At 71.6% G+C, this 26,872-nt stretch carries 21 protein-coding genes; 7 read left to right on the top strand and 14 right to left on the bottom strand.

From position 1 onward, the window contains the following. The first annotated feature begins 467 nt into the window (after positions 1 to 467). Complete coding sequence (gene lexA / locus ACWCPF_RS28220) at positions 468 to 1,247, top strand: transcriptional repressor LexA (protein WP_351909523.1); 780 nt, start codon at positions 468 to 470, stop codon at positions 1,245 to 1,247. Positions 1,248 to 1,480: 233 nt separating this feature from the next. On the opposite strand, the gene ACWCPF_RS28215 is transcribed toward lexA, so the two are convergent. From ACWCPF_RS28215 to ACWCPF_RS28200, 4 genes are all read right to left on the bottom strand, one after another. Beyond that, entirely contained in the window at positions 1,481 to 3,517 is a 2,037-nt protein-coding gene (locus tag ACWCPF_RS28215; RefSeq protein WP_451047914.1) for an ATP-dependent DNA helicase, read from the bottom strand. A gap of 167 nt (positions 3,518 to 3,684) precedes the next feature. Then, a complete protein-coding gene (locus tag ACWCPF_RS28210; RefSeq protein ID WP_451047975.1) occupies positions 3,685 to 4,452 on the bottom strand; it encodes a GNAT family N-acetyltransferase in 768 nt (255 codons plus the stop codon). After that, positions 4,347 to 6,344 (bottom strand): IucA/IucC family protein, encoded by a 1,998-nt coding sequence (locus ACWCPF_RS28205; RefSeq protein ID WP_451047913.1) that lies wholly within the window; start codon positions 6,342 to 6,344, stop codon positions 4,347 to 4,349. Before ACWCPF_RS28205 ends, ACWCPF_RS28210 begins: the two co-directional genes overlap by 106 nt. Before the next feature lie 70 nt (positions 6,345 to 6,414). Next, on the bottom strand, positions 6,415 to 8,016 hold the full coding sequence (locus ACWCPF_RS28200; RefSeq protein WP_451047912.1) for a diaminobutyrate--2-oxoglutarate transaminase family protein: 1,602 nt from the start codon (positions 8,014 to 8,016) through the stop codon (positions 6,415 to 6,417). Between the two features lie 280 nt (positions 8,017 to 8,296). On the opposite strand from ACWCPF_RS28200, the gene ACWCPF_RS28195 reads away from it, so the two are divergent. Then, a complete protein-coding gene (locus tag ACWCPF_RS28195; protein WP_451047911.1) occupies positions 8,297 to 9,517 on the top strand; it encodes a trypsin-like serine peptidase in 1,221 nt (406 codons plus the stop codon). A 180-nt stretch (positions 9,518 to 9,697) separates the two neighbouring features. After that, positions 9,698 to 10,885 (top strand): trypsin-like serine peptidase, encoded by a 1,188-nt coding sequence (locus ACWCPF_RS28190; protein WP_451047910.1) that lies wholly within the window; start codon positions 9,698 to 9,700, stop codon positions 10,883 to 10,885. 109 nt (positions 10,886 to 10,994) lie between these two features. Here the strand turns inward: ACWCPF_RS28190 and hflX are convergent, their stop codons facing one another. The 6 genes from hflX to miaA form a co-directional block, all read right to left on the bottom strand. Further along, the gene (gene hflX / locus ACWCPF_RS28185; RefSeq protein WP_451047909.1) at positions 10,995 to 12,488 is read right to left on the bottom strand and encodes a GTPase HflX; all 1,494 of its coding nucleotides are present in this window, start codon (positions 12,486 to 12,488) and stop codon (positions 10,995 to 10,997) included. Positions 12,489 to 12,625: 137 nt separating this feature from the next. Further along, positions 12,626 to 14,185 carry a M1 family metallopeptidase gene (locus ACWCPF_RS28180; protein ID WP_451047908.1) on the bottom strand — a complete coding sequence of 520 codons (1,560 nt, stop codon included), beginning with the start codon at positions 14,183 to 14,185 and terminating at the stop codon, positions 12,626 to 12,628. 135 nt (positions 14,186 to 14,320) lie between these two features. Beyond that, positions 14,321 to 16,525: a RelA/SpoT family protein gene (locus ACWCPF_RS28175; RefSeq protein WP_451047907.1), complete on the bottom strand. Its 2,205-nt coding sequence runs from the start codon at positions 16,523 to 16,525 to the stop codon at positions 14,321 to 14,323. Between the two features lie 299 nt (positions 16,526 to 16,824). Further along, positions 16,825 to 17,694 (bottom strand): diaminopimelate epimerase, encoded by an 870-nt coding sequence (gene dapF / locus ACWCPF_RS28170; RefSeq protein WP_451047906.1) that lies wholly within the window; start codon positions 17,692 to 17,694, stop codon positions 16,825 to 16,827. 32 nt (positions 17,695 to 17,726) lie between these two features. After that, positions 17,727 to 18,236: a hypothetical protein gene (locus ACWCPF_RS28165; RefSeq protein WP_451047974.1), complete on the bottom strand. Its 510-nt coding sequence runs from the start codon at positions 18,234 to 18,236 to the stop codon at positions 17,727 to 17,729. A gap of 108 nt (positions 18,237 to 18,344) precedes the next feature. Beyond that, the gene (gene miaA, locus ACWCPF_RS28160) at positions 18,345 to 19,283 is read right to left on the bottom strand and encodes a tRNA (adenosine(37)-N6)-dimethylallyltransferase MiaA (protein ID WP_451047905.1); all 939 of its coding nucleotides are present in this window, start codon (positions 19,281 to 19,283) and stop codon (positions 18,345 to 18,347) included. A 181-nt stretch (positions 19,284 to 19,464) separates the two neighbouring features. Here miaA and ACWCPF_RS28155 point away from each other — a divergent pair, with 181 nt between their 5' ends. Continuing rightward, positions 19,465 to 19,776, top strand: coding sequence for a hypothetical protein (locus ACWCPF_RS28155; RefSeq protein ID WP_451047904.1), 312 nt, complete (start codon positions 19,465 to 19,467; stop codon positions 19,774 to 19,776). Positions 19,777 to 19,800: 24 nt separating this feature from the next. After that, positions 19,801 to 20,070 (top strand): antitoxin, encoded by a 270-nt coding sequence (locus ACWCPF_RS28150; RefSeq protein WP_451047903.1) that lies wholly within the window; start codon positions 19,801 to 19,803, stop codon positions 20,068 to 20,070. A 156-nt stretch (positions 20,071 to 20,226) separates the two neighbouring features. On the opposite strand, the gene ACWCPF_RS28145 is transcribed toward ACWCPF_RS28150, so the two are convergent. The 4 genes from ACWCPF_RS28145 to ACWCPF_RS28130 form a co-directional block, all read right to left on the bottom strand. Continuing rightward, on the bottom strand, positions 20,227 to 20,946 hold the full coding sequence (locus tag ACWCPF_RS28145) for a class III extradiol dioxygenase subunit B-like domain-containing protein (protein ID WP_451047902.1): 720 nt from the start codon (positions 20,944 to 20,946) through the stop codon (positions 20,227 to 20,229). A gap of 93 nt (positions 20,947 to 21,039) precedes the next feature. Further along, entirely contained in the window at positions 21,040 to 22,569 is a 1,530-nt protein-coding gene (gene miaB, locus ACWCPF_RS28140) for a tRNA (N6-isopentenyl adenosine(37)-C2)-methylthiotransferase MiaB (RefSeq protein WP_451047901.1), read from the bottom strand. Positions 22,570 to 22,638: 69 nt separating this feature from the next. After that, entirely contained in the window at positions 22,639 to 23,361 is a 723-nt protein-coding gene (locus tag ACWCPF_RS28135; RefSeq protein ID WP_451047900.1) for a response regulator, read from the bottom strand. Next, complete coding sequence (locus ACWCPF_RS28130) at positions 23,358 to 24,368, bottom strand: sensor histidine kinase (RefSeq protein ID WP_451047899.1); 1,011 nt, start codon at positions 24,366 to 24,368, stop codon at positions 23,358 to 23,360. Before ACWCPF_RS28130 ends, ACWCPF_RS28135 begins: the two co-directional genes overlap by 4 nt. 297 nt (positions 24,369 to 24,665) lie before the next feature. Here ACWCPF_RS28130 and ACWCPF_RS28125 point away from each other — a divergent pair, with 297 nt between their 5' ends. Then, positions 24,666 to 25,151, top strand: coding sequence for a cation:proton antiporter regulatory subunit (locus tag ACWCPF_RS28125; protein ID WP_451047898.1), 486 nt, complete (start codon positions 24,666 to 24,668; stop codon positions 25,149 to 25,151). Positions 25,152 to 25,154: 3 nt separating this feature from the next. Beyond that, the gene (locus ACWCPF_RS28120; RefSeq protein ID WP_451047897.1) at positions 25,155 to 26,381 is read left to right on the top strand and encodes a cation:proton antiporter; all 1,227 of its coding nucleotides are present in this window, start codon (positions 25,155 to 25,157) and stop codon (positions 26,379 to 26,381) included. The last annotated feature ends 491 nt before the right edge of the window (positions 26,382 to 26,872 follow it).

Here is a 26,872-nt window from a genome sequence, read left to right as displayed (position 1 = left end):
TTCTGGGCCGCTGATGCAATCCAACCACTAGATGTGGGGCTTGGCTCATACATCCAGGCTGTATCGCGTGTCGCAACCGTCGGGTTCACCCCACGCGTTCCCGCCGTCACACCGAGCACCCGAAATCCACCCCTGCACGCGCGCGTACGGCCGTATCGCCGCGGCACTCACGGCGATACGGTGGGCGCCACAAGGAGGAGAGGTGGGACTCTCGCGCAGGGCGGGGCCGGTTCCCGACCGACGGGAGGCCGGATGGCAGACTGAGGCCGCACCTCACAAGGTCGTCGGCTCCGGCGGTGAAGAGTACAACCTCAAGCCCTTCCACCTGCCGGGCACCGCGTTAGCCATACACCCAGACACATGATCAAGTCAGGCTATCCACGCTTTTTCACTCGAACGTGTGTTTGGCGCAACCTTTCGAAAGCAACTACCGTTGTCCAGCAGGGAGACAACCGAGAGGGGCCGACGTGACCACCACCGCAGACAGTGCCACCATCACTGCCCAGGACCGCTCCCAGGGCCGACTCGAGCCGGTGCATGCGATGAACGAATCCATGAATCCCGAAGCGCACAAGCGCTCTCTGCCTGGGCGACCTCCAGGCATCCGCGCGGACAGTTCGGGACTCACCGACCGGCAGCGCCGAGTGATCGAGGTCATCAGGGACTCCGTGCAGCGGCGCGGTTACCCGCCGTCCATGCGGGAGATCGGTCAGGCGGTCGGCCTGTCCAGCACCTCCTCGGTCGCCCACCAGTTGATGGCACTGGAGCGGAAGGGCTTCCTGCGCCGCGACCCGCATCGCCCACGCGCGTACGAGGTGCGCGGTTCCGACCAGGCCGCCTCCGTGCAGCCCACGGACACCGCCGGCAAGCCCGCCGCGTCGTACGTCCCGCTGGTTGGCCGCATCGCCGCCGGTGGCCCGATCCTCGCCGAGGAATCGGTCGAGGACGTCTTCCCGCTGCCGAGGCAGCTGGTGGGCGACGGCGAGCTGTTCGTGCTGAAGGTCGTCGGCGACTCGATGATCGAGGCCGCGATCTGCGACGGCGACTGGGTCACCGTCCGCCGCCAGCCCGTCGCCGAGAACGGCGACATCGTGGCCGCGATGCTCGACGGCGAGGCCACCGTCAAGCGCTTCAAGCGCGAGGACGGCCATGTGTGGCTCCTGCCGCACAACGCCGCCTACGAGCCGATCCCGGGCGACGACGCGACCATCCTCGGCAAGGTGGTGGCCGTACTCCGCCGCGTCTGAGCACGGCGGCGGACGGGCCTTCACCGCGTCCACCCCCTGACTGGGCCCCGGGATCCCTGCGCCGGTTCCGGGGCCCTGTGCTGTGCTCGACGCGGCTTGCGAAGCCGCCCGAGGGTCCGCGAGAAGGCCCCCGTGGATCCGTGAAGGCCGGGGCCGTCCCAGAACTGGGACGGCCCCGGCCTTCACGGATCCCCTGCCGTCACTGCACCGCTGCCGTCACTGCGCGGCCGCCTTCACTGCGCCGGTGCCTGCTCGACCGCCTCTGCCGGTGCAGCCGCTCCCGCTTCCGCTTGCTTGGTCGCCTCCGTCTGCTTGGCTGCCGCGTCGATCGCCGTGAGCGACCTCCGGACCTGGTCGCGGTCCGTCGTGTACCAGAAGTCCGGCAGGGAGGCCTTCAGGTAACTCCCGTAGCGGGCCGTCGCAAGCCGCTGGTCCAGGACGGCGACCACGCCACGGTCCCCCGACGCCCGTACGAGGCGGCCCGCGCCCTGCGCCATGAGCAGCGCCGCGTGGGTGGCCGCGACGGCCATGAAGCCGTTGCCGCCGGCTTCCTCCACCGCCTTCTGGCGGGCGCTCATCAGAGGGTCGTCCGGCCGCGGGAACGGGATCTTGTCCATGACGACCAGCTGGCAGCTGGGGCCCGGGACATCGACGCCCTGCCAGAGCGACAGTGTGCCGAACAGACAGGTCTGGGGATCCGCCGAGAAGTTCTTGATCAGCTCGCCGAGGGTCTCCTCGCCCTGGAGGAGGATCGGGAACTCGGGGATGCGCATGCGCAGTTCTTCGGCGGCGAGCTGCGCGGCCCGCATCGAGGAGAAGAGCCCGAGGGTCCGGCCGCCGGCGGCCCGGATCAGTTCGGTCAGTTCGTCCAGCATGTCGGCACGGTCGCCGTCCCGCGCGGGGCGCGAGAGGTGTTTGGCGACGTAGAGGATGCCCTGCCTGGGGTAGTCGAAGGGCGAGCCGACGTCGAGGCCCTTCCACTGCGGGACGTCCTCGCCCTGTGTGCCTTCCGGGGCCAGCCCCATGGAGGCGCCCACCCCGTTGAAGTCGCCGCCCAGCTTCAGCGTCGCCGAAGCCAGGGTCACGGAGCGGTCCGCGAAGAGCTTCTCGCGCAGCAGGCCCGACACGGACATGGGGGCGACCCGCAGGGAGGCGCCGAAGCGGTCGTGCCGCTCATACCAGACGACGTCCCATTCGGATCCGTTGGTGATCCGCTCGGCGACGTCATGCACCGTCTCGACCGAGGCCAGCGCCTGTTTGCGGACCGCGTCCTCGTCCTGGACGGACTTGTCGCGGGTCGCGCCGATGGCCGAGATGACCGTCCGCGCGGCGTCGCGCAGGGCCATCAGGGCGTAGCCGAGGTCCTCCGGGATCTCTTCCAGGCGGCCCGGCAGCGCCAGCTCCATGAGCCGTTCGAAACCCTCGGCGGCGGTCTGCAGCTGGTCGGCCGCCTTCTCGTTGACGAGCTTCGCCGACCGGCGCACGGCCCGGTTGACCTGGCCCGGGGTGAGCTCGCCGGTGGCCACACCAGTGACCCGCGACACCAGCTCGTGCGCCTCGTCGACGATCAGCACCTCGTGCTGCGGCAGGACCGGGGCGCCCTCGATGGCGTCGATGGCGAGCAGCGCGTGGTTGGTGACGACGACCTCGGCCAGCTTGGCGCGCTCGCGGGCCATCTCCGCGAAGCACTCGGCGCCGTAGGCGCACTTCGTGGCGCCCAGGCACTCCCGGGAGGACACCGACACCTGGGCCCAGGCCCGGTCGGAGACGCCGGGCGTGAGGTCGTCGCGGTCACCGGATTCGGTGTCGCCCGCCCAGTCCCGCAGCCGCAGCAGGTCCTGGCCCAGCTTGCTGGTGGGTGCGGCCGCCTCGAACTGATCGAAGAGGCCCTCTTCCTCGTCCTGCGGAACGCCTTCGTTCAGACGGTGCAGGCACAGGTAGTTCGATCTGCCCTTGAGCATCGCGAACTCCGGGCGGCGGCGCAGCAGCGGATGCAGCGCGTCGACCGTGCGCGGCAGATCCCGCTCGACGAGCTGGCGCTGCAGGGCCAGCGTGGCGGTCGCCACCACGACGCGCTCCCCGTGCGCGAGCGCGGGCACGAGGTAGCCGAGCGACTTGCCGGTGCCGGTGCCGGCCTGGACCAGCAGGTGGGATCCGTCGTCGATCGCCTCGGCGACGGCTTCGGCCATGGTGACCTGGCCGGGGCGCTCCGTGCCGCCGACGGCGGTGACGGCAGCGTGCAGGAGTTCAGGGAGTGAGGGCTTCGTCATAGCGCGACCACCCTACGGCTCGGCACTGACAATCGGGCGGTCGAGGCTGACGGGAGGGAAGGGATCAAGACGGCGGGATTTCTCGGTCGGGTGGTGGAGCAGGGCATGGGCGGGAACCGAGTCGATGCGCGAGTCGTTGCGAGAAGTGACGGCACGACTGCGTGGCGTCACGACGCATCGGACAGGACTCGGTCTCTGACCATGAGGGCGGCCCGCTTGGTGGGCAGGGCGAGTTCTGCGGAGAACCGGAAACCGGCGCTCAGAAAGGCAGCGATGGACGGAATGTTGCGAAGGTCGGGTTCGGCGACGACGCGGGCACACGCGGGTCTTCTGGCGAGGAGAAGTTCGGTGACTCCTCTGAGCAGCGGCCCGCCGAGGCCTCGTCCGCGGTCGGCGGCACCGCCGATGAGGAGATGGATCCCGGTGTCGTGCGGCCGGGCCGGATAGTGGCGCGCCAGCGGGTCGAGGTCCGCCCGGTAGACCTCCCAGTAGCTCATGGGCCGTCCCTCCAGCAGACCGAGGAAGGGAATGCTGCGCCCGTCGGCCAGTTTGCGGCGCAGGTGTCGCTCGGTCACCGGCTCGGGCCCGGCCAGTTCCCAGAACGCCGCGACGGCCGGGTCGTTCATCCACCGGCCGACGAGCGGGAGATCTCTTTCGATCCGTACGGGCACGAGCCGGAACGCGCCTGCCGAGGTGGCGACGGGCCCCCAGTCGCCGCTGCCGTCGAGCGGGCCGGGGACAGCACGGGGCGCGGGTCTACGGGTGTCGGCGGCGGCCTCGACGGGAGGCACGGCTGGCTCCTCTCGGCAGATCGGGTGGGGCATGTGACTCAGAGACGAAGGGGGTTGGGGATGGTGACGTAGACCGACTGCGTGTCCACCGGGCCGACGAGCTCGTCCAGGCCGTGCAACCGGGTCAGCAGATTGGCCTTGCAGCGCAGGAAAGGTGAGTCGAGCAGGCGGGAGGGCAGCGAACTGCGCAGCCGGTCCGGGCCGGAGGCGGCGTCGGCGAGGAAGCGCCGGAAGGCGGCGAGCAGCAGTTGCTCGTCGGCGAGCCGCTGGGAACCGAACGCGCCGATGAGGCCGAGCACGTTGTTGATCCCCAGGTAGTAGGCGAAGCGTTCGTCGGTGACGTCGTCGGAGACGAAGGTGTCGCTGCGCTCGCCGATGCCCGGCAGTTGGGCTTGGAGTTCCGCGCGGGCGGACTCGCGGAAGTAGTAGCCCTGGTTGTCGCGGTAGCGGCCGCCCATCGGCCAGCCGTCGGGGTCGAGGAGGACGAGCGTGTTCTGCTGGTGCGCCTCCAGGGCGATCCCGGCCTCACCGTCGAGCCACAGGACGGGACGGACGACCTGTTCCAGGTAGCGCAGGAACCACTCGGCGGCGACCGCCCCCAGCGGCCGGCCGGTCCGTACGGCGAGTCGCGCGACGATCGAGGCCAGCCGGGAGCGGTGGTATGCGGGCGCCGACTCCGGGGCGGCGGGGTGTGCCGAAGGCGTCGTTTCGTCCGATCCCGAGGTCCCTCCGGCGTGCGGCCGGGGTGCCACGAGTCCGGCGATGCAGCAGACATCGTCCGCGGCGGCGAACGGGTTGTGCCGGATCATCACGTCGAGCCCGGTCAGCGGCAGGCCGTCCGGTCCGTCGACCGCGAGCCAGGCCGGATCCCGGACGATGTCGAAGCCGGGGTGGGCTGCCTGCCAGCGCTTGGACAGTCCCGCGCGGAGCAGGCGGTGTACCTCGACGCCTCGGTGGAGTTCCTTGCGGAGGTTCTCGCGACGGGAGTTGGTGATGCGCAGCCCCAGCGACAGTTTCAGCATCGCGGGGGCGGCGGAGCAGTGGACGGTGCGTACGGAGGAGGTGGGACGCCAGGGAAGGCCGTGGGCTCCGAGGTCCTGGAGCAGTCCGGCCTCGAACAGCGCTTCGACCTCGGGCCGGTGCCGCGCTTCGCGCAGTTGCCAGGGATGCACCGGCAGGGCGGCGAACCCGTCGGGCAGGGGCAGTGCGGCCCCGGCGAGACGGGCCGTGAGTCGGGCGGCAGGGACGGGACGGCCGCGTTCGGTCCAGGCGGAGTCGGTGGCCAGCACGGAAGGAGCGACAGCGAGCCAGCGAAGGAGGAAGGTGCCACGCAACTCGGGTGAGTACAGGCGGGCTTCACCGTCCGAGAGTCCTTCTCGGCTCTTCGGGGTCGGGTGCAGCGGATGCCCGAGGACCAGTGCCTGCTCGGCGGCGAGGAACAGGTCTTGTTCGTCGTGGGCGGGGTCCTCTCGGCGCTCGCTGATGAAGGCCGCGGTCCGGCGGACGGAGTCTGCGACGCGCGCGACGAGGTCGACGCTTTCGCCGCCTTCGCCACTGTCGGGGGCGGGACCGGGTGCCGGGTCGGCAGCGGTGAGCGTCTCACGGGCCAGCAGAGCCGCGACCGTGACGGCGTCCGCGGGCGGGGACTGCTCGGGTGCGCCGGCCAGGCGCGGGAGGCCGAAGCGGTGCCAGCCCGTCGCGGACCAATAGTGGACGGGGGCGCGCAGGGTGACACCGCTCGCGGGCAGCGGCACGCGCAGGACGCCGTCGCCCGGTGCGGACAGACCGGCCTCGCGCACCCAGCAGCGCAGCAGGTTCTCCACGGCCGCCGCCTGGGCAGCGGCGTACGGATCGGGGTGGTCCAGGAGATCGGCGGCGGGGGCGTCCGCTCGCCCACGCGGCACGGGAACCTGGATCAGGGGCGCACCCGAGCCGGACGCCGACGCGGGAACGGCGACGGACGCGGGAGCGGAAGCGGAAGCGGGAGCGGGAGCGGAGAAGTCGATGTCGGGGGCAGACTGCGGGGAGGTGGTCAAGGTCGTTCCTCGTGACGTGGTGGGGCCGACGGGGTCTGTGGTCGCGCCGGTGCGGCAGCGGCTTGCCGGACTACCCCGCCCGTTCGGCACGGCCGCCCTGGCGTGGAACCCGCCCGGGCGGGCGGCCCGGCGCGCTCGGCTCGTTCAGGGGGTTCGGCTGGGGGTGACCTCGGCGGCCCTTGCCGCGGGCGTGGTTGCGGGCCGCGGCCGCCACGGCGTCCGCCAGTCGGTCCAGTACCGCGGCGGCCTGCTCGTCGGTGATGGTCAGGGGCGGGAGCAGGCGTACGACGCCGGCGTGCCGTCCGCCGAGTTCGACGATCAGGCCGCGCCGCAGGCACTCACGCTGGACGGCGGCGGCCAGCGCGGGGGCGGCGGGGCAGGGGGCCGGCACCCGGGCCGAGTACAGCTCCGCGCGGGGCTCGGCGGCACGGGCACGAGCGCGGGCACCGTCGCCGTCGCTATCGCCGTCGCCGTCGCCGTCGGAAGTCGCGTCGAGTCCGTCGTCGGCGTGAGCCTGGGTATGGGCGTCGATCCCGGCGGTCACGCCTGCCACGCCTGCTCCCTCGGGGTCCACCATCTCGAACCCGATCATCAGCCCACGCCCCCGCACGTCTCCGATGCACGGGAAGTCCCGGGCCAGGTCGCGGAGTCGGTCCAGCATGCGGGCTCCGAGGACGGCCGCGCGTTCGGCGAGGCGGTTCTCGCGAACGTAGGCGAGGGTGGCCGTGCCGGCGGCCATGGCGAGTTGGTTACCGCGGAACGTGCCCGCGTGGGCGCCGGGTTGCCAGACGTCGAGGTCTTCGCGGTAGACGACGACGGCGAGCGGCAGGCTGCCGCCGATGGCCTTGGACAGGACCATCACGTCCGGGGTGACCCCGCTGTGCTCCACCGCCCAGAACGCGCCGGTCCGTCCGACGCCCGTCTGGACCTCGTCGGCGATCAGCGGGATCGAGCGGTCCGCGGTGATCTGGCGCATGCGGCGCATCCACGCGTCAGGTGCGGGGATCACACCGCCCTCGCCCTGGACGGGTTCGAGGATCATGCCGGCGGGTTGCCGGACGCCCGACTTGGGGTCGTCGAGGACGGACTCGGTCCAGCGGGCGGCGAGTTCGGCGCCGCGTTCCCCGCCGAGGCCGAACGGGCAGCGGTAGTCCTGCGGATAGGGCAGGCGCGCCACCCGTACGTCGTAGGCGCCCCCGGAGGCTTCGAGGGATCCGGCGGTCATCCCGTGGTAGGCGCCGGTGAAGGCCAGGACGCCCGTGCGGCCGGTGGCGGCCCGGACCAGTTTGAGGGCGGCCTCGACGGCGTCCGTGCCGGCCGGTCCGCAGAACTGCACGCGCGCGTGGTCGGCGAGACCGGGCGGCAGGGTCCGGAACAGCTCGGTGATGAAGGCGTCCTTGACGGGGGTCGCAAGGTCGAGGACGTGCAGGGGCGCGCCCGAGTCGAGAACCCCGCGGATGGCTTCCAGCACGACGGGGTGGTTGTGGCCGAGCGCGAGGGTGCCGGCGCCCGAGAGACAGTCGAGATAGCGGCGGCCGTCCGCGCCCTCGATGGTCAGCCCGCGTGCTCGTACCGGGACGATCGGCAGGGCACGCGCGTAGGTGCGCGCGGCCGACTCGCGTGCCGACTGACGTCTCAGGATGCCCTCGGGCACTGGTTCGGTGACGGCCACGGCTTCCTGTCCTCCCGCAGTTCAGGGGGCCGAGCGCAGACAGCAGACCCCCCACCGGTACCAACCCCGGACGGCCTTCCTGGTTACGGGTTGCTTCAAGATCCTTGCTGTGACCGAACAGTTGCCATTCCGTCGGGAGTCCCCCACAGCGACGGCATATCGTGTGGTGGCATCGCACATGGCCGTGAGACCCGCTTGAACTCGGTATGAGATCACCATGAGTTCCGCTCTGGGGAACGGCCGGTGTTTCAAGTTCGTTGACAGCAGGGGGAGTCAGACCATGCGATCCATACGGCCGTCGTTCACCGTTCGCCGGGGGAGGAACGCGCGCCGCAGAACCTCCCCCGTGCTGGGCGTCGTGGCCCTCGCCTCGGCGCTCGCGCTCACCGCGACCGCCTGCGACTCGGGCGACACCAACGCGGACAGCCAGGTCAGCGCCTCGGCGTCGACCGGCGACAACACGATCACGATCCCGGACGACATCAAGGACAAGCTCAAAGAGCACGGGATCGATCTCGACAAGTGGAAGAACGGCGCTTGGAAGAACTGGGACAAGGACGACTGGCTGCGCGAGGCGCAGGACTACATCAACCCGATCATCAAGGGTCTGTGGGACCCGGACCGGATGCGGGAGGCCGAGGACCCGGACCGGGCGGTCGACGAGAACGACCTCTCCGGTGACCAGGGCGTGACCGACGCGACACCGCAGGCGGTGGAGGCGAAGGCGGTCTCGCCCTCGTACCACGCCAAGGCCCCCGAGGCGGGGAAGGTGTTCTTCGACTCCCCCGAGGGCACGATGGTCTGCTCGGCGACGGTCGTCCAGGACCCGGCCCATCCCGGGAAGTCCAACCTGGTGTGGACGGCGGGGCACTGTGTGCACGCCGGCAAGAACGGCGGCTGGTACCGCAACATCGCGTTCGTGCCGTCGTACAACGACTCCGGGAAGACGTCGAAGGAGTTGGAGACCGCCACCAAGGAGGAAGCGGCTCCGTACGGCGTGTGGTGGGGCGAGTGGACGCGGACCTCGGACCAGTGGATCGCGCAGGGCGGGCCGACCGGCGGCGCCGGCGCCTCGTACGACTACGCCGTCATCCATGTGACGCCGGAGGAGGGCGGCTCGGGCAAGTCCCTGGAGGAGACCGTCGGTTCGGCGCTGCCGGTGGACTTCAACGCCCCGGCGGTGCCGAAGGTGAGCAGCATCACCGCGACGGGCTACCCGGCGGCGGCTCCGTACGACGGCCAGAAGCTGTACCAGTGCCAGGACAGGCCGGGGCGGTTCTCGCTGAGCTCCGCGGACCCGACGATGTACCGCATAGGCTGCACGATGACCGGCGGTTCGTCGGGCGGCGGCTGGGTCGCGGCCGGGTCGGACGGAAAGCCGGCGCTGGTGTCCAACACCTCGATCGGCCCGGCGGACGCGGGCTGGCTGGCGGGACCGCGGCTGGGTGAGGTGGCCAAGGGCGTCTACGACTCGGTGAGCGACAAGTTCGCCGATCAGTAGCCGGATCGGGGCTGCGTGCGCGGTGGGACGTCTGACGGGAACCTTCACCGTCCCACCGCCGTTCGTCCCGAATTCCACGGGCATAGTGGGGTGTTGTCTGCGGGCGATCATCGCGCGAACTCGACGGTTCACCTGACAGGCGCATGACATTCATGACGCTCCAACGGGGGACATCGCACCATGCGTTCCATACGTACGCCCGTCGCGCGCGCCCTGCTCGCGGCCGGGCTCGCCACCGCCCTGGCACTGACGGCGACCGCCTGCAACGGCTCCGACGACGACAAGGCGGCTGCCGCCGCCTCAGGGTCCGCCACCGCGACCGGCTCCGGTGACGGCAAGGCCCGGCTCCCTGCCGAGATCGCCGACAAGCTCAAGCAGCACGGCATCGACGTGGACAAGTGGGCCGACGGCGGCTGGCAGGACTGGGACGAGGACAAGTGGCTCAGTGAGGCGAAGGACTTCGTCAACCCCGTGATCGAGGGGCTGTGGAAGCCGGAGCGGATGCGGTCCGCGAAGGAGGCCGACAAGACGGTCACGACGAAGGACGCCGCCGCCGACCGGGGCGTCAGCGATCCGGAGCCGACGGCCGTCGATGCGGCGGCCGAGAAGACGCCGTACCACGAGAACGCCGCCCCGGTCGGCAAGGTCTTCTTCGACTCGCCCGAGGGCACCATGGTCTGCTCCGGAACGGTCGTCACGGACGTGAACCACCCGGGCGAGTCCAACCTCGTGTGGACGGCCGGGCACTGTGTGCACGCCGGTGGCGAGGGCGGCTGGTACCGCAACCTCGTCTTCGTCCCGGCCTACAACGACCTCGGCAAGACCGAGGCACAGCTCCGCGACGCCAAGGCCGCCGAGATCGCCCCCTACGGCAACTGGTGGGCCGACTGGGCGTCGACCTCGAACGAGTGGATCGCCGGCGGCTCGGAGACGGGCGGAGCGGGTGCCGCGTACGACTACGCCGTGCTGCATGTGACGCCGGAAGCGGGCTCCAAGTCGCTGGAGGAGACGGTCGGCGGGGCGCTGGACGTGGACTTCTCCGCGCCGTCCGCGACCGAGGTCGACGCGATGGGCGCCTGGGGCTATCCCGCGGCAGCGCCCTACAACGGGCTGAAGATGTTCAAGTGCGTCGACCGGCCGGGCCGGCTCTCGCTGAGCACCTCGCTGCCGACGATGTACCGGATCGGCTGCACGATGACCGGGGGTTCCTCCGGCGGCGGCTGGTTCCGGGTGGTGGACGGCGAGACCAAGCTGGTCTCCAACACCTCCATCGGCCCGGTCGACAACACCTGGCTGGCGGGGCCGCAACTCGGCCAGGAGGCCGAGGCGCTCTACCAGAACATGAGCAAGACCTACGGCGGACAGTGAGCCGGACACGCTGAAGGCCCGGCCCCTGCGACAAGCAGGGAGCGGGCCTTCGGGCGTTCAGCGGGCCACGACAGCCCGGACGCAGACCAACGGCCAGGACCGACAGGTCCTAGGCGGCCGGTGCCGGTACGTACGGCGCGAGGTCCGCCGCGAGTTCCTCGTGCACCCGCGCCTTGAGCAGGGTGCCCTCCGGGGTGTGCTCCTCGGAGATCACCTCGCCGTCGGAGTGGGCACGGGCGACCAGCTTGCCGTGGGTGTACGGCACGAGCGCCTCGATCTCGACCGAGGGCCGCGGCAGCTCGTCGTCGATGAGCGCCAGCAGTTCCCCGATGCCCAGGCCGGTCCGGGCCGAGACCGCGATGGAGCGCTTCTCGATCCGCATCAGCCGCTGGAGCGTCAGCGGATCGGCCGCGTCCGCCTTGTTGATCACGACGATCTCGGGCACCTTGGTGGCGCCGACGTCCCGGATCACCTCGCGCACGGCGGCCAGCTGCTCCTCCGGGTTCGGGTGCGAGCCGTCCACCACGTGCAGGATCAGGTCGGACTCGCCGACCTCCTCCATGGTGGAGCGGAACGCCTCGACCAGGTGGTGCGGCAGGTGCCGGACGAAGCCGACGGTGTCCGCCAGCGTGTACAGACGGCCGCTGGGCGTCTCCGCGCGCCGCACGGTCGGGTCGAGGGTCGCGAAGAGGGCGTTCTCGACCAGGACGCCCGCGCCCGTGAGGCGGTTGAGCAGCGAGGACTTGCCGGCGTTGGTGTAGCCCGCGATGGCGACGGACGGCACCTTGTGGCGCTTGCGCTCCTGGCGCTTGATCTCGCGGCCGGTCTTCATCTCCGCGATCTCCCGGCGCATCTTCGCCATCTTCTCGCGGATCCGTCGCCGGTCGGTCTCGATCTTGGTCTCACCGGGGCCACGGGTGGCGAGGCCGCCGCCCTTGCCGCCGCCCATCTGACGGGACAGCGACTGACCCCAGCCGCGCAGCCTCGGCAGCATGTACTGCATCTGCGCGAGCGCGACCTGCGCCTTGCCCTCTCGGGACTTGGCGTGCTGGGCGAAGATGTCGAGGATCAGGGCCGTACGGTCGATGACCTTGACCTTGACGACGTCTTCGAGGGCGATGAGCTGGCCGGGGCTCAGCTCACCGTCGCAGATGACGGTGTCCGCGCCGGACTCGACGACGATGTCGCGCAGCTCCAGGGCCTTGCCGGAACCGATGAAGGTGGCCGCGTCGGGCTTGTCGCGGCGTTGGATGACGCCGTCGAGCACGAGCGCGCCCGCGGTCTCCGCGAGGGCGGCCAGCTCCGCGAGGGAGTTGTCCGCGTCCTGCGCCGTCCCCGTGGTCCAGACGCCGACGAGCACGACCCGCTCCAGGCGGAGCTGGCGGTACTCGACCTCGGTGACGTCCTCGAGCTCGGTGGAGAGGCCTGCCACGCGGCGCAGGGCCGCGCGCTCGGAGCGGTCGAACTGGTCGCCGTCCCGGTCTCCGTCGATCTCGTGGCTCCAGGCGACGTCCTCTTCCATCAGGGCATCGGCCCGAAGACCTTCGGGGTAGGCGTGCGCCATGCGCTTGGTGTCCTGGGAAGGGGAAGAAGAGGAGGTCATTGGGTCCTTACGTCGTTGGGGATACCGATACGGCGGCCTTCAAGGAGAAGAACGCACGAGCACCCCGGGAGATTCCCGCGGGCCGTGCCGCGCCGACGTCACGATGGTCGCACGGTACGGCCCGTCTCGTCACGGCCTTATTTCGCGGCCGGCGGGGCCTTGGGCACGGCCTGGTGCGCGGTGTGGTGCGCCGTGTGGGGCTCGGTGTGCGGCGCGGCCTGCGGTGTGGCTTTCGGGCCCTTCGCGGCTGTCGGCGCCACCGACTTCCAGTCCGGGTGGCCGGGCATCGGCGGGGTCTTCTCGGCGTACAGCCAGGCCTTGAAGAACCCGGACAGCTCGCGTCCGGAGATCTCCTCGGCGAGGTTCTGGAAGTCGGCCGTGGACGCCGTGGAGTCACGGTGGTCGTGCACCCAGGCCCGCTCCAGGTGCTGGAACGCGGGCCCGCCGATCTTCTCGCGCAGGGCGTACAGGACGAGCGCCGCGCCGTCGTAGACGTTGGGCCGGAAGATGCTGATCTTCTGGCCGGGGTCGGGCGCCTTGGGCTGCGCCGGCGGGCCTCCCGCCGCGCGCCAGCGGTCGGAGGCGCCGTACGCCGCCTTCATGCGCGCCTCCAGGGTGCGGCCCGCCTTCTCCTCCGCGTACAGGGCCTCGTACCAGGTGGCGTGTCCCTCGTTGAGCCACAGGTCCGACCAGGTGCGGGGGCTGACGCTGTCGCCGAACCACTGGTGGGCCAGCTCATGGACCATGATCGACTCGACGTACCACTTGGGGTAGCCGGGCTCGGTGAAGAGGTCTCTCTCGAAGAGAGAGAGGGTCTGCGTCTCGAGTTCGAACCCGGTGGACGCCTCGGCCATGAGCACGCCGTACGTCTCGAAGGGGTAGGGGCCGACCTTGCCCTCCATCCAGGCGATCTGGTCGGGGGTTTTCTTCAGCCACGGTTCGAGGAGTTCACGGTCCTTGGTGGGCACGACGTCCCGGACGGGCAGTGCGTGCGGCCCTTCGCGGTGCACGACGGTGGAACGGCCGACGGACACCTGGGCGAGCTCGGTCGCCATGGGGTGCCGGGTGCGGTACGTCCACGTGGTGGCGTCGCCGACCCGTTCGACGCCGGTCGGCAGCCCGTTGGCGACGGCCGTGTACTCCTTCGGCGCGGTGACCCGGATCGTGAACATCGCCTTGTCGGACGGATGGTCGTTGCACGGGAAGACCAGGTGGGCGGCGTCCGCCTGGTTGGCCATGGCGAGACCGTCCGCTGTCCTGACCCAGCCGCCGTCGCGGTCGGCGGTGCTCACTGGATCGCTGGTGTGCCGCACGGTGATCCGCATCCAGCTGCCCGGGGTGAGCGAGTCCTCCGGGGTGACCACGAGGTCGTCGCCCGCGCCGGCGAAGGCGGCGGGCCGGCCGTCGACCTCGACCGAGTCGACCTTGCCGTGGGCGAAGTCCAGGTTGATCCGCTCCAGGGCGGTGGTGGTCCAGGCGTCGATGGTGGTGACCGCCTGGAGGGGCTTGCTGTTGGAGCCGGAATAGGTGAAGGACAGGTCGTACGACGCGACGTCGTACCCGGGGTTGCCCAGGTGCGGGAAGAGACGGTCGCCGACGCCGAGCGGGACGGCCGGTGCGCTCGCGGCGACGAGGCAGACGGAGACGGCCGAGGCGAGCAGCGCGGACTTCAGCCGGACGCGGGGGGTGAGCAGCATGCACCACCGCTACCAGCGCGCACGGGTGCCGCGTGGGCGACGCGCGCCCGCCCCACCCGAACGGGTTGCTCACGCGCGTGTGCGTGACGCCCGGGCGGGACGCCCGCGCGGCTCGGGCACACGCGTGTGGGCGACCTAGACCGGCCCCGTGGAGGCAGGCGCGTGATGCTGCGCGCGGCCCACGTCGTAGACCCCGGGCACGTTGCGCATGGCCCGGATGAGGGTGGGCAGGTGGGCGGCGTCGGGGAGTCGGACGGTGTACGTGTGGCGGACCCGCTGCTGGCTCGGGGGCTCGACGGTCGCGGAGACGATCTCCGCGCCTTCCAGGGCCATGGCCTCGGTGAGGTCGGCGAGCAGATGGGGGCGGCCGAACGATTCGGCGACCAGGGTGACCCGGCATCCCGTGGTGTCGCCCCAGGTCACCTCGACTTCCTCGCGTCCCGCGTCCACCATGCGCGCCACGGCGGTGCACTCGGCGCGGTGCACGGTCACCACTCCCCCGCGCACCGCGAAGCCGGTGACCGCGTCGAGCGGTACGGGCGTGCAGCACCCGGCGAGCCGGACGCTGGCCTCGGGCCGGTCGACGACGGTGATCGCGGCGCCTGGCCGCGGGGCGGGCTCGTCGCCCGTGGTCGCGTCGGCGGTGGACCGTGCGGTCGCCTCGGCGGCCTTGGCGGTGCCGGCGGCCCCGGAGTCGGCTGCCGGTGCAGGGCCCTCGTGCTCGGCCGGGGTCGGGTGCGTCGCCAGCCATCGCTGGATGGCGATCCGGGCGGCGGGGGTGTGGGCGTGCTCCAGCCACTCTCTGGAGGGCTCCGAAGCGGGGTCCTGGCCCATGAGGAGCTGAACGGTGTCCCCGTCCCGCAGAACCGTGCTGAGGGTCGCCAGGCGGCCGTTGACGCGGGCGCCCATGCAGGCGTGCGCGTCCTCGCCGTACTGCTCGTAGGCGGCGTCCACGCAGGTGGCGCCCTCGGGCAGGCCGAGGGTTCCGCCGTCGGGGCGGAAGACGGTGATCTCGCGGTCCTGGGCGAGGTCCTCGCGCAGGGTGGACCAGAAGGTGTCGGGGTCGGGAGCGCCTTCCTGCCAGTCCAGGAGGCGGGAGAGCCAGCCGGGCCGGGTGGGGTCGACGCGTTCCTCGTCTGCCGGGACTCGCTGCCCGGTCTGCTCCTCCGCGGTCCCCGTGTACGGGTTGCCGAGTGCGACGACGCCGGCCTCGGCGACCTTGTGCATCTGGTGGGTACGGATGAGGACTTCGGCGACCTGGCCGTCCTCGCGGGCGACGGCGGTGTGCAGCGACTGGTACAGGTTGAACTTGGGGACGGCGATGAAGTCCTTGAACTCCGAGACGACCGGGGTCATGCAGGTGTGCAGTTCGCCCAGGACGGCGTAACAGTCGGCGTCCTCGTTCACGAGCACCAGCAGCCGGCCGAAGTCGGCGCCCCGCATCCGGCCGCGCTTGCGGGACACGCGGTGCACGGAGACGAAGTGCCGTGGGCGGATGAGGACTTCGGCCTGGATGTCGGCGTCGCGCAGGATGGCGCGCATCGCGTCGGAGAACTCGGCGAGGGGGTCGTCCGCGCGGGAGGCGTTGTCGACGATCAACTCGCGCGTGTGCTCGTACTCCTCGGGATGGAGGATCGCGAAGACGAGGTCTTCCAGTTCGGTCTTGAGGGCCTGGACGCCGAGGCGTTCGGCGAGCGGGATGAGGACGTCCCGGGTCACCTTGGCGATGCGTTCCTGTTTCTCGGGGCGCATCACGCCGAGGGTGCGCATGTTGTGCAGTCGGTCGGCGAGTTTGATCGACATCACGCGGACGTCGTTGCCGGTGGCGACGAGCATCTTGCGGAAGGTCTCGGGCTCGGCGGCCGCCCCGTAGTCGACCTTCTCCAGCTTCGTGACGCCGTCGACGATGTAGCGCACCTCGGCGCCGAACTGCTCGCCGACCTGGTCGAGGGTCACATCGGTGTCCTCGACGGTGTCGTGGAGCAGAGACGCCGTCAAGGTCGTGGTCTCCGCGCCGAGTTCGGCGAGGATCAGCGTCACGGCGAGCGGGTGGGTGATGTACGGCTCGCCGCTCTTGCGCATCTGGCCGCGGTGCGAGGACTCGGCGAGCACATAGGCGCGGTGCAGCGGTTGCAGGTCGGCGTCGGGGTAATGGGCGCGGTGGGCCTCGACCACATGGCCGATGGCGTCGGGCAGCCGGCCGCGGGAGGCCGGTCCGAGCAACGCGGCCCGGCCCAGGCGGCGCAGGTCGATCCGGGGGCGACTGCGCCTGCGGGGGGCTGCAGGCACTGCAGGCACTACCGGGCCTGGGGTCGCAGGGTTCGTGGCCTCCGCACTCATGGGCACCTCCGGCTGCGTGGACCGGCGGACGGGGTGTCCCAGGGCGGACACGGCTCAGGGGACTGGTCAACGGTCCCCCGTCCGGGCCGGTGCTTGATGCTACCGACCCCACCACGCCCGACTGACCGCCTCTCGCCGAGCGTGAAACGGATCACCCATTCGAGCGAAGGATCAGGGGTTTACGGTTTTGAGCCGCCTGACCTGGAGGCGGTCATGAATTCGAACCCACGACCGGCCCCGGGGGCTGCTCCTCCACACCCCCGGCCCCTTCCTGCCTCCGATGCCAAACCGAGGCCTCGTCAGCGAACGGCGGTTTCCAGCCACTCGGGATCGATCTCGCCTGTGGCCACGATCACTGCGGGTCCGGTCATCTCGATCTCGCCGTCGGGCCGCTCGGTAATCACCAGACGGCCGCCGGGCAGGTCCACGGTGTACGTGGCGGGCGTCCCGGTGACCGCCGGGTCGGCGCCGTCCCGGCGGGCGGCCGCCACGGCGACGGCGCACGCGCCCGTGCCGCACGAGCGGGTCTCGCCGGACCCCCGCTCGTGCACCCGCAGGGCGACGTGCCGCGGGCCCCGGTCCACGACGAACTCGACGTTGACCCCGTCCGGGTAAGCGGAGGCGGGGCTGAAGGGCGGCGGAGCGTGCAGCGCGCCCGCGTGCGCGAGGTCGTCCACGAAGGCGACGGCGTGCGGGTTGCCCATGTTCACGTTCCGCGCGGGCCAGCTGCGCCCGTCGACGCTCACGGTGACCTCCCCTTCGGGCAGCCGCGCCTTGCCCATGCCGACGGTGATGTCCCCGTCCTTGGCGAGGTGGACGCTCTTCACACCCCCGCGCGTGGCGACGGCGAGGTCCCCCTCAGGGATGAGACCGGCGTGCTGGAGGTAGCGCGCGAAGACCCGGACCCCGTTGCCGCACATCTCGGCGATCGAGCCGTCGCCGTTGCGGTAGTCCATGAACCACTCCGCTTCGGCCGCCATGTCCTTCGCCTCGGGGTGCGCGGCGGACCGCACGACGTGCAGCAGTCCGTCGCCGCCGATGCCCGCGCGACGGTCGCACAAAGCGGCGACGGCGGTCGGGGGGAGGTCGATGGCGTTCTCGGGGTCCGGGACGATCACGAAGTCGTTCTCGGTGCCGTGCCCCTTGAGGAAGGCGATCCGGGTGCTCATCCCTCGATCGTACGGGGTGGCACGCGCCGGGCTCAGCGCAGTCGGGCGACCCGCCCGACGGCCAGGGCGACCACCGCCGCGACCATCACGACGTAAGCGAGGACGACCCGCCAGTCGGGTCGGCGACCGGAGCCGCGCTGGGGCAGACCGGGCCATGTGTAGCCGACGCGGCGGGCGGCCATCATTCCCCAGCCGGCCGCGCAGGAGCAGATCAGCAGCCCGAGCATGGCGATCATGGCCCCGCTGTCGCCGAAGTCGAAGGCGAGCGGGAAGGCGAACATCAGGGAGCCGGTCGCGGCCAGCGCCACGATGGGCGCGAGCTGCCAGATCCGGAGCCGGCGCTGCGGGCGCAGTTCGACCTCGACCTCGGGGCCGCCCGCGAACATCTCCTCGGGCTCGGGACCGTCGTCGGTCACCCCGCCGACGGTGTCGTCCTCGTCCGGCCCGTCGGGGCTCAGACGGGCTTCCTCGGGCTCCGGTTCACCACGCTCGGTGGTCACCTGCTCAGTGCCTTTTGCGGTGTCGCGAGGGCCGGCCTCCATCGCCACGCGCCCTCCCAACTCGGACTCCACTTGGTCGATCGAAGCTCGATGATGGCACGGCGTCGGAGGCCCGGAAGGCGGCCTGGGCGTCCCGATGCCATGACGTGATCAGGCTGTAACCGGTCGTTCCACCAACGCCAACGCGAGCTCCGGAAGTTCGGTGAGATCAGCCGCAGCCCCACTCAACCAGTGCACCCGCGGATCGCGCCTGAACCAGGAATCCTGACGGCGCGCGAAGCGCTTGGTGGCACGGACCGTCTCCGCGCGCGCCTCCGCCTGCGTGCACTGGCCGGTGAGGGCCGAGAGAACCTGCTGGTAGCCGAGCGCGCGCGACGCCGTACGCCCCTCGCGCAGGCCCCGCGCCTCCAGCGCGCGGACCTCGTCCACGAGCCCCGCGTCCCACATCCGGTCGACGCGGCGGGCGATGCGCTCGTCGAGTTCGGGGCGGGCCACGTCGACCCCGATCTGGACGGTGTCGTAGACGGAGTCATGGCCGGGCAGGTTGGCCGTGAAGGGCTTTCCGGTGATCTCGATCACCTCCAGGGCCCGGACGATACGGCGGCCGTTGCCGGGCAGGATCGCGTGCGCGGCCTCGGGATCGGCGGCGGCCAGCCGGGCGTGCAGCGCGCCCGATCCGCGCAGGGTGAGCTCCTCCTCGAGCCGGGCGCGGACCTCGGGGTCGGTGCCGGGGAACTCCAGGTTGTCGACGGCGCCGCGGACGTACAGCCCGGAGCCGCCGACGAGAACCGGCCATCGGCCCTCGGCGAGCAGGGCGTCGATCCGCGCGCGTGCCAGCCGCTGGTACTCGGCGACGGAGGCGGTGACCGTGACGTCCCAGACGTCCAAGAGGTGGTGCGGGACGCCGCCGCGTTCCTCGGGCGTCAGCTTGGCGGTGCCGATGTCCATCCCTCGGTAGAGCTGCATGGAGTCGGCGTTGACGACCTCGCCGCCGAGTCGTCGGGCCAGGAAGACGCCCAGATCGGACTTTCCGGCCGCGGTCGGTCCGACGACGGCGATGACGCGGGGGGCGGGGGGTGCGCTGCTCACGGCACCAGTCTCGCAAACCCCGGCCCCCGCCCTCGAACGAGTTACGTGACGACGCCGGTCCGGGGTCGTTGCCCGTTGCGAGTTTCCCGTCGCCCCGCACAGGGGCGGCGACCCCGGTGGCGCAATCGGACGCACCGGCCAACGCGGGATTTCGCCCGCACGAGTACCGTATGGAGTGGATATGGGCGTTTTGGCGCGACTTTTCCGGAGGTCAAAGGCCTCTGAGGAGGCTGCGACCGAGGAGGCGACCGCCGCCGAGGCACCGTCCGGTACGACGCCGGACGACACCCCGGAGGAGGGCGCCAAGCCGGAGCAGGCTGCCGAGGCCGTGCATGAGACGGCCGAAGCCGGGGATACGACGGAGACAGAGACGGTGGCGGGAACGGGAAGGGCAGCCGAGCCGGTCGCCGCCACCGATGGCGTCGAGATCCCCCGGCAGCAGTCGGCCGAGGAAGCGGCCGACAGCGAGGCCGGCGAAGGCGCCCGCACATGACGCACCCGCGAGGGAAGGTGACCCATGGGTCTTTTGGACAATTTGAAGGCCAGGCTCGCCCCGGCCAAGGGCAAGGTCTCTGACCTCGCGCAACAGCACGGGGACAAGGTTCAGCACGGCATCGACAAAGCCGCCAAGGTCGTCGACGACAGGACCAAGGGCAAGTACAGCGACAGGATCCACACGGGCACCGACAAGGCCAAGGGCGCCATGGACCGGATCGCGCACAAAGAGCCGCCCGCCGGCGGCGGCGACACGTTCACTCCGCCCGGCCCGCCCCCGCCGGCTTCCTGAGCGGACTGCGGAACGGTGAGACGGCGGACGGCCGCGAAGCGCACGCGCTCGCGGCCGTCCGCCGTCTCACCTGCCGCTCCATCTGTCGCTTCATGTGCCGCCTCATGTGCCGTTTCACCCGTGGCGCGTCCTGGAGCCGCGCCGTCCGGCCCGGCTCTACGACCAGGTCGCGACCACGTACCCGACGCCGTACGGAGCGTCCTCGTACAGCAGCACTCCGGTCAGCTCCGCGTCCTCGGCGGCGCCCGCGAGCACCTGCCAGGGCGCCCGGCCCGAGACCTTGAGCTCGGACGCCAGTTCGGGGTCCAGTGCCTTGAGCGCCGCGACGTCCGCCGCGCCGAGCGCCCGCGCGACCTCCGCGTCGAACGGCACCGCGCGCTCGTCGAGATAGCCCGGCGCCTTCAGCGTCCGGCAGGCGCTGGCGTCGCCCATCACCAGCAACGCGACCCGCTTCGCCGCGCCCGCGATCTCCCGGCCGGCCTCCAGACAGCGCTCGGCCGTCAGCGCCTCGCCCACGCCGAGTCCCTCGATCGGGGCATCCGACCACCCGGTCCGCTCCAGCAGCCAGGCGCCCACGGCGAGGGACGGCGGCAGCCCGCGCGGGGACGCCGAGCCCTCGCCGTCGCCGCGGCCGAGCCGCACGGAGAGGTCCACTCCGAAGCCGCGGAACGAGCCCGGGGCACCCTCCAAATGCGGGCCGCGTGCGGACTCCTCGGCGGGGCCGACGACCACCAGCCGGTCCGGCCTCGCGGCCGCCAGCACGGCCAGCGCGTCGGAGCAGGCCGTGCGTGCGGCGTCCAGCTCGGGAGCGGCGCCCGCGGCCACCTCGGGCACGAGAAGGGGCGGGCAGGGGCAGACTGCGGCGGCGACAAGCATGATCGGCAGGGTAACCCCGCGGAAGACTCGCGGGGTGACCACCCGCAGGTGGTCACCCCGGAAGCGCCGGACGCGCCGGACGCGCCGGACGCGTCAGTCGGAGCCGCAGCCGCTGCCCGTGGCGACCGGAAGCGGGGCGGGCACCCCGATCTTGGGCAGACCGAGCAGCACGCCGGCCGGCTTCGCCGCCTTCTCCGCGGTGCGCTTCTCCCAGGCGTCCCCCGCGCGCGTGCGGCGCACTTCCAGGACGGCGCCCTCGGCCAGGAGGTGGTGCGGGGCGGCGTACGTCACCTCGACGACGACGACGTCGCCGGGGCGGACCTCCTGCTCCGGCTTGGTGAAGTGGACCAGGCGGTTGTCGGGGGCACGGCCCGAGAGGCGGTGGGTGGCGCCGTCCTTGCGGCCCTCGCCCTCGGCCACCATGAGCTCCAGGGTGCGGCCGACCTGCTTCTTGTTCTCCTCCCAGGAGATCTCCTCCTGAACGGCGACGAGACGCTCGTAGCGCGCCTGCACGACCTCCTTGGGGATCTGGTCGTCCATGGTCGCGGCGGGGGTGCCGGGCCGCTTGGAGTACTGGAACGTGAACGCCTGGGCGAAGCGGGCCTCGCGGACCGCGTGGAGGGTCTGCTCGAAGTCCTCCTCGGTCTCGCCGGGGAAGCCCACGATGATGTCGGTGGTGATGGCCGCATGCGGGATGGCCGCGCGGACCTTCTCGATGATCCCGAGGTAGCGCTCCTGCCGGTACGAGCGGCGCATCGCCTTCAGGACCGTGTCCGACCCCGACTGCATCGGCATGTGCAGCTGCGGCATGACGTTGGGCGTCTCGGCCATGGCGGCGATGACGTCGTCGGTGAAGTCGCGCGGGTGCGGCGAGGTGAAGCGGACGCGCTCCAGGCCCTCGATCGCGCCACACGCGCGGAGCAGCTTGCTGAACGCCTCACGGTCACCGATGTCGCTGCCGTAAGCGTTTACGTTCTGGCCGAGCAGGGTGATCTCGGAGACGCCCTCGCCGACCAGCGCCTCGATCTCGGCGAGGATGTCGCCGGTGCGGCGGTCCTTCTCCTTGCCGCGCAGGGCCGGGACGATGCAGAAGGTGCAGGTGTTGTTGCAGCCGACAGAGATCGACACCCAGGCCGCGTAAGCGCTTTCGCGGCGCGTCGGCAGCGTGGAGGGGAAGGCCTCCAGCGACTCGGCGATCTCGACCTGCGCCTCTTCCTGCACGCGCGCGCGTTCCAGCAGGACCGGAAGCTTGCCGATGTTGTGCGTGCCGAAGACGACGTCCACCCAGGGCGCCCGCTTCACGATGGTGTCGCGGTCCTTCTGCGCGAGGCAGCCGCCGACCGCGATCTGCATCCCGGGACGGCTCGCCTTGCGCGGCGCGAGCCGGCCGAGGTTGCCGTACAGCCGGTTGTCGGCGTTCTCGCGCACCGCGCAGGTGTTGAAGACGACGACGTCCGCGTCGCCGTCCGACCCCTCGGGTGCGCGCACGTACCCGGCCTCTTCGAGCAGCCCGGACAATCGCTCGGAGTCATGGACGTTCATCTGGCACCCGTAAGTGCGGATTTCGTAGCTCTTGGGTGCTTGAACGTCCACTGCGAGGCTCCGGTCGCTGCTGCTGGTCATGGCTCAAGGGTAGGCGCTCCACGCCGAACGCCCGTCTCCCCGCCGAGCGGCAGGCGCCGCCGGCCGGCCTCAGGGGTCGATGAGACCGGCGCGGATCGCATAGCGGGTGAGCTCCAGGCGGTCGCGCATCCCCAGCTTGTGCAGGAGGTTGGCGCGGTGCCGTTCGACCGTCTTGGCGCTGATGTGGAGCAGCGCGCCGATCTCCCTGGAGGTGTGGCCCTCGGCCACGAGCTTGAGTATCTCCTCCTCGCGCTCGGTGATGGGCCGCTCGGGCAGTCCGTCGACGCCGTCGCCGCGGTGCAGCCGGTCCAGATACGAGCGGACGAGGGCCCGTTCCGCGCCCGGGTAGATGAACGGCTCGTCGCGCACGACCGCCCGGCAGGCCTCGACGAGGTCCCGGTCGGCGACCGACTTGAGGACATAGCCGCCGGCTCCGGCCTTGAGGGCCTCGAAGAAGTACTGCTCGTTGTCGTACATCGTCAGGATGAGAATGGGCAGGTCCGGGAGGCGACGGGAGAGCTCCCGGGCCGCCTGCAGGCCGGTCATCCGGGGCATGGCCACGTCCAGGACGGCCAGGTCGATGTCCCCGGCGCGGGCGCGCTCGACCGCCTCGGCCCCGTCGCCGGCCTCGGCGACCACCGTCAGATCGGGCTCGCCGTCCAGGATGAGCCGCACTCCCCGGCGGACGAGTGTGTGGTCGTCGGCGAGGAGGACGCGGGTCAGCGGGGCGGGTGGTGCGGGTGTGGGAGGTGGTGCGGGTGTGGGGGAGGTCGCTGAGGTGCCGTCCGTCATCGGGGGCCTCCTACCGGGGCGGCGTCCAGTCGGTCGGCGCTCGCCGCCGTGGCCCGCACCGCCACCCGCAGCCGCACGTCTGTCCCTCTCGGCCCGTCGGCCCCCGTCCTCCTCGCCGACGAGACGTCGAGGGTCGCGCCGATCAACAGGGCCCGTTCGCGCATCCCCCGGATGCCGGCGCCCTGTTCCGCCGCCGCGCCCAGGCCGCTGCCGTTGTCCCGGACGAGGAGTTCGACGCCGTCGGCGACCGGACGGACGCGGAGTTCAGCGCGGTCGGCCCCCGAGTGCCGGGCGGTGTTGGTGAGGGCTTCCTGGGCCACGCGGTAGAGCACGAGTTCCGTCTCCTCGGTCAGCGGGGGCAGCCCGGTGCGCAGGTCGTGGCGCACGGTCAGTCCATGGGTGGTGAACTCGGCGGCGAGGGAGCGCAGCGCGCTGAGCAGGCCGAGTTCGTCGAGGACGCCGGGGCGCAGTCGGCGGGCGATGCGGCGAATCTCGTCGAGGCCGGACCGGGTGGCCTCCTGCGCCTGGCCCAGTTCCTCGCGCAGGTCCGCGGGGGCCCGGTCGGCGACGCGCTTGAGCTGGAGCAGCACCGCGGTCAGGGTCTGGCCGACCTCGTCGTGCAGTTCGCGGGCGATGCGGTGGCGCTCGCGTTCCTGTGCGGACAGCGCCCCGGCCGCGCTGGCCGCGCGCTCGGCCTCCAGCCGGTCCAGCATGGCGTTGTAGGTGGTGATCAGCTCTGCCGTCTCGACCGGCCCCGAGACCACGGCACGGGCCCCGGGGTGCAGCAGGTCGGCGTCGGCCATGGCCCGGCCCAGCCGCCCCAGCGGGGCCAGTCCGACGCGCAGCACGACCGCGTTGACGGTCAGCAGCGCGGCCAGGCCCGCCACCACGACGAGCACCTCGCCCGGCAGTATGGGAGTGGAGACGGTGACCGGGCCCAGCAGCAGCGCGGCCGCCACGACCAGGCCGAAGGCGTTGAGGACGAAGATCCGCCAGAACAACGACATGTGCGCGGTTCCTCCTCCCCTGCTCTCTCCGTCTTGCCATGGCACCGCCGTGACCAGCCTCTTCGCCCACCGTCGGCCCTGTCCATCCGTCACGACACCCATGTCGTCACCGTACGGGGGGATGGCAGCATGGCGGCTCAGGGCAGTCGTCGAGAACGTCACAGGAACGATCGGCACGACCGACGCCATCGGCCCAGCCCGCGTGACCGATACGGCCGGTCCGACCGGCACGGCTGGCCGACCGGTACGACCAGCCCGACCGGCACGACCGGCACACGATCAGCAAGGGGAAGAAACGTGTCTGCTCCACGCCTTCGGACGACACCGCTGCCAGGCATCGGAGTCCAGTACGACCTCGTCACGCGGGAGCAGCGCCACCTGTCCGTGGTGGCCCATCGCGACGGCACCCGCACGTTCAGCGTGTACCAAGCCGACGACCCCGACTCCTGCGCCCAGTCCCTGCGGCTGACCGGCACCGAGGCCGACGCGCTGATCGACGCGCTGATGCCCTCCCATCACAGCCCGAGCCTGCTCTACACCACGGACCTGGGCCTGGTCGCCGAGCGGGTCGAGGTGGCGGCGACCTCGCGCTGGAACGGGCGGCTGCTGGGCGACACCCGGATGCGCACGGAGACCGGGGTCTCGATCGTGGCGGTGCTGCGCCGGGCGGAGGCGATTCCGTCCCCGACCCCCGACTTCCGTCTTGCGGGCGGCGACACCCTCATCGTCATCGGCACCCGCGAAGGCGTGGACGCGGCCGCGGCGATACTCGGTCGGGAGTGATCCGTGCACTCCGCAGTCCTGCTGATCGAGTTCGGTTCCATCATCCTCGGCCTCGGCCTGCTCGGGCGGTTCGCCGCCCGTTTCCGGCTCTCGCCGATCCCGCTGTATCTGCTGGCCGGTCTGGCCTTCGGCGAGGGAGGGCTGCTGCCGCTCGGCGCGAGCGAGGAGTTCGTCGCCATCGGCGCCGAGATCGGCGTCATCCTGTTGCTGCTGATGCTCGGCCTGGAGTACACGGCCAGCGATCTCGTCTCCAACCTCAAGTCCCACTATCCGGCCGGCCTCGTGGACTGCGCCCTCAACGCCGTGCCGGGCGCGGCCGCCGCGCTGCTGCTGGGCTGGGGGCCGGTGGCGGCCGTGGTGCTGGCGGGCGTCACCTGGATCTCGTCGTCCGGGGTGATCGCCAAGGTGCTGGGCGATCTGGGCCGGGTCGGCAACCGGGAGACCCCGGTGATCCTGAGCGTGCTGGTCCTGGAGGACCTGGCCATGGCGGTCTACCTGCCCGTCGTGACCGCCCTGGTGGCCGGCGTGGGCCTGGCGGCCGGCAGTGTCACCGTGGCGATCGCACTGGGCGTCGCGGGGCTCGTGCTGTTCGCGGCGGTGCGGTACGGCCGGGTCATCTCCCGTTTCGTGTCGAGCGACGACCCGGAGAAGCTGCTCCTCGTCGTGCTGGGACTGACGATCCTGGTCGCGGGCCTGGCACAGCAGCTCCAGGTGTCGGCAGCGGTGGGGGCGTTCCTGGTCGGCATCGCGCTGTCCGGGGAGGTCGCCGAGGGCGCGCACACCTTGCTCAGTCCGCTGCGGGACCTGTTCGCCGCGGTCTTCTTCGTCTTCTTCGGGCTGCACACCGACCCGGCGAGCATCCCTCCCGTCCTGCTGCCCGCCCTCGCGCTGGCGATCGTGACCGCCGCGACGAAGATCGCCACGGGCTACTGGGCGGCCCGGCGGGCCGGGATCTCGGTCAAGGGGCGCTGGCGGACGGGCGGCGCGCTGGTGGCGCGCGGGGAGTTCTCGATCGTCATCGCCGGACTGGCCGTCACCGCCGGAATCGAGCCGTCACTGGGCCCGCTGGCGACGGCGTACGTCCTGATCCTGGTCATCGCGGGCCCGATCACCGCCCGCTACACAGAACCGCTGGCGGCACGCTGGGCACGTCGCAAAGCACCCAACAACGCCACCGCCAAGCCTCAGCAGTCACCCGAGACATTGCCACCGACACCGGTGGGCGAGTGAGGCGGAGCCGCTGAGGCAGGTGGGCGAGTGAGGCAGAGCCGCTGAGGCAGGTGGGCGAGTGAGGCAGAGCCGCTCAGGCGGGTGGGCGAGTGAGGCGGAGCCGCTGAGGCGGGTGGGCGAGTGAGGCGGAGCCGCTGAGGCGGGTGGGCGAGTGAGGCGTTGCCGCCGACGCGGGTGGCGACTGAGGCGGGGGCGCTGAGGGCGGTGGGTCGGTTGAGGCGGGGCCCCTGACAGCGGTGGGGTCGGTTGAGGCGGGCCGCCGCCGACGGAGGCGGCCACTGAAGCGTTGCCGCTGACGGCGGAGGGTCGGCTGAGGCGCGGGCACTGAAGGCGGTGGATCGGCTGAGGCGCGATCGCCGGCGACGGAGGGGCCGGCTGAAGCGTTGCCGCTGACAGCGGAGGGTCGGCTGAGGCGCGGGCACTAAAGGCGGTGGATCGGCTGAGGCGCGATCGCCGACGGCGGAGGGGCCGGCTGAAGCGTTGCCGCTGAC

The sequence above is a fragment of the Streptomyces sp. NPDC001858 genome (assembly GCF_053594615.1).
The sequence above is the reverse complement of the archived record's forward strand: the minus strand, read 5'-3'. Positions and strand labels throughout refer to the sequence as shown.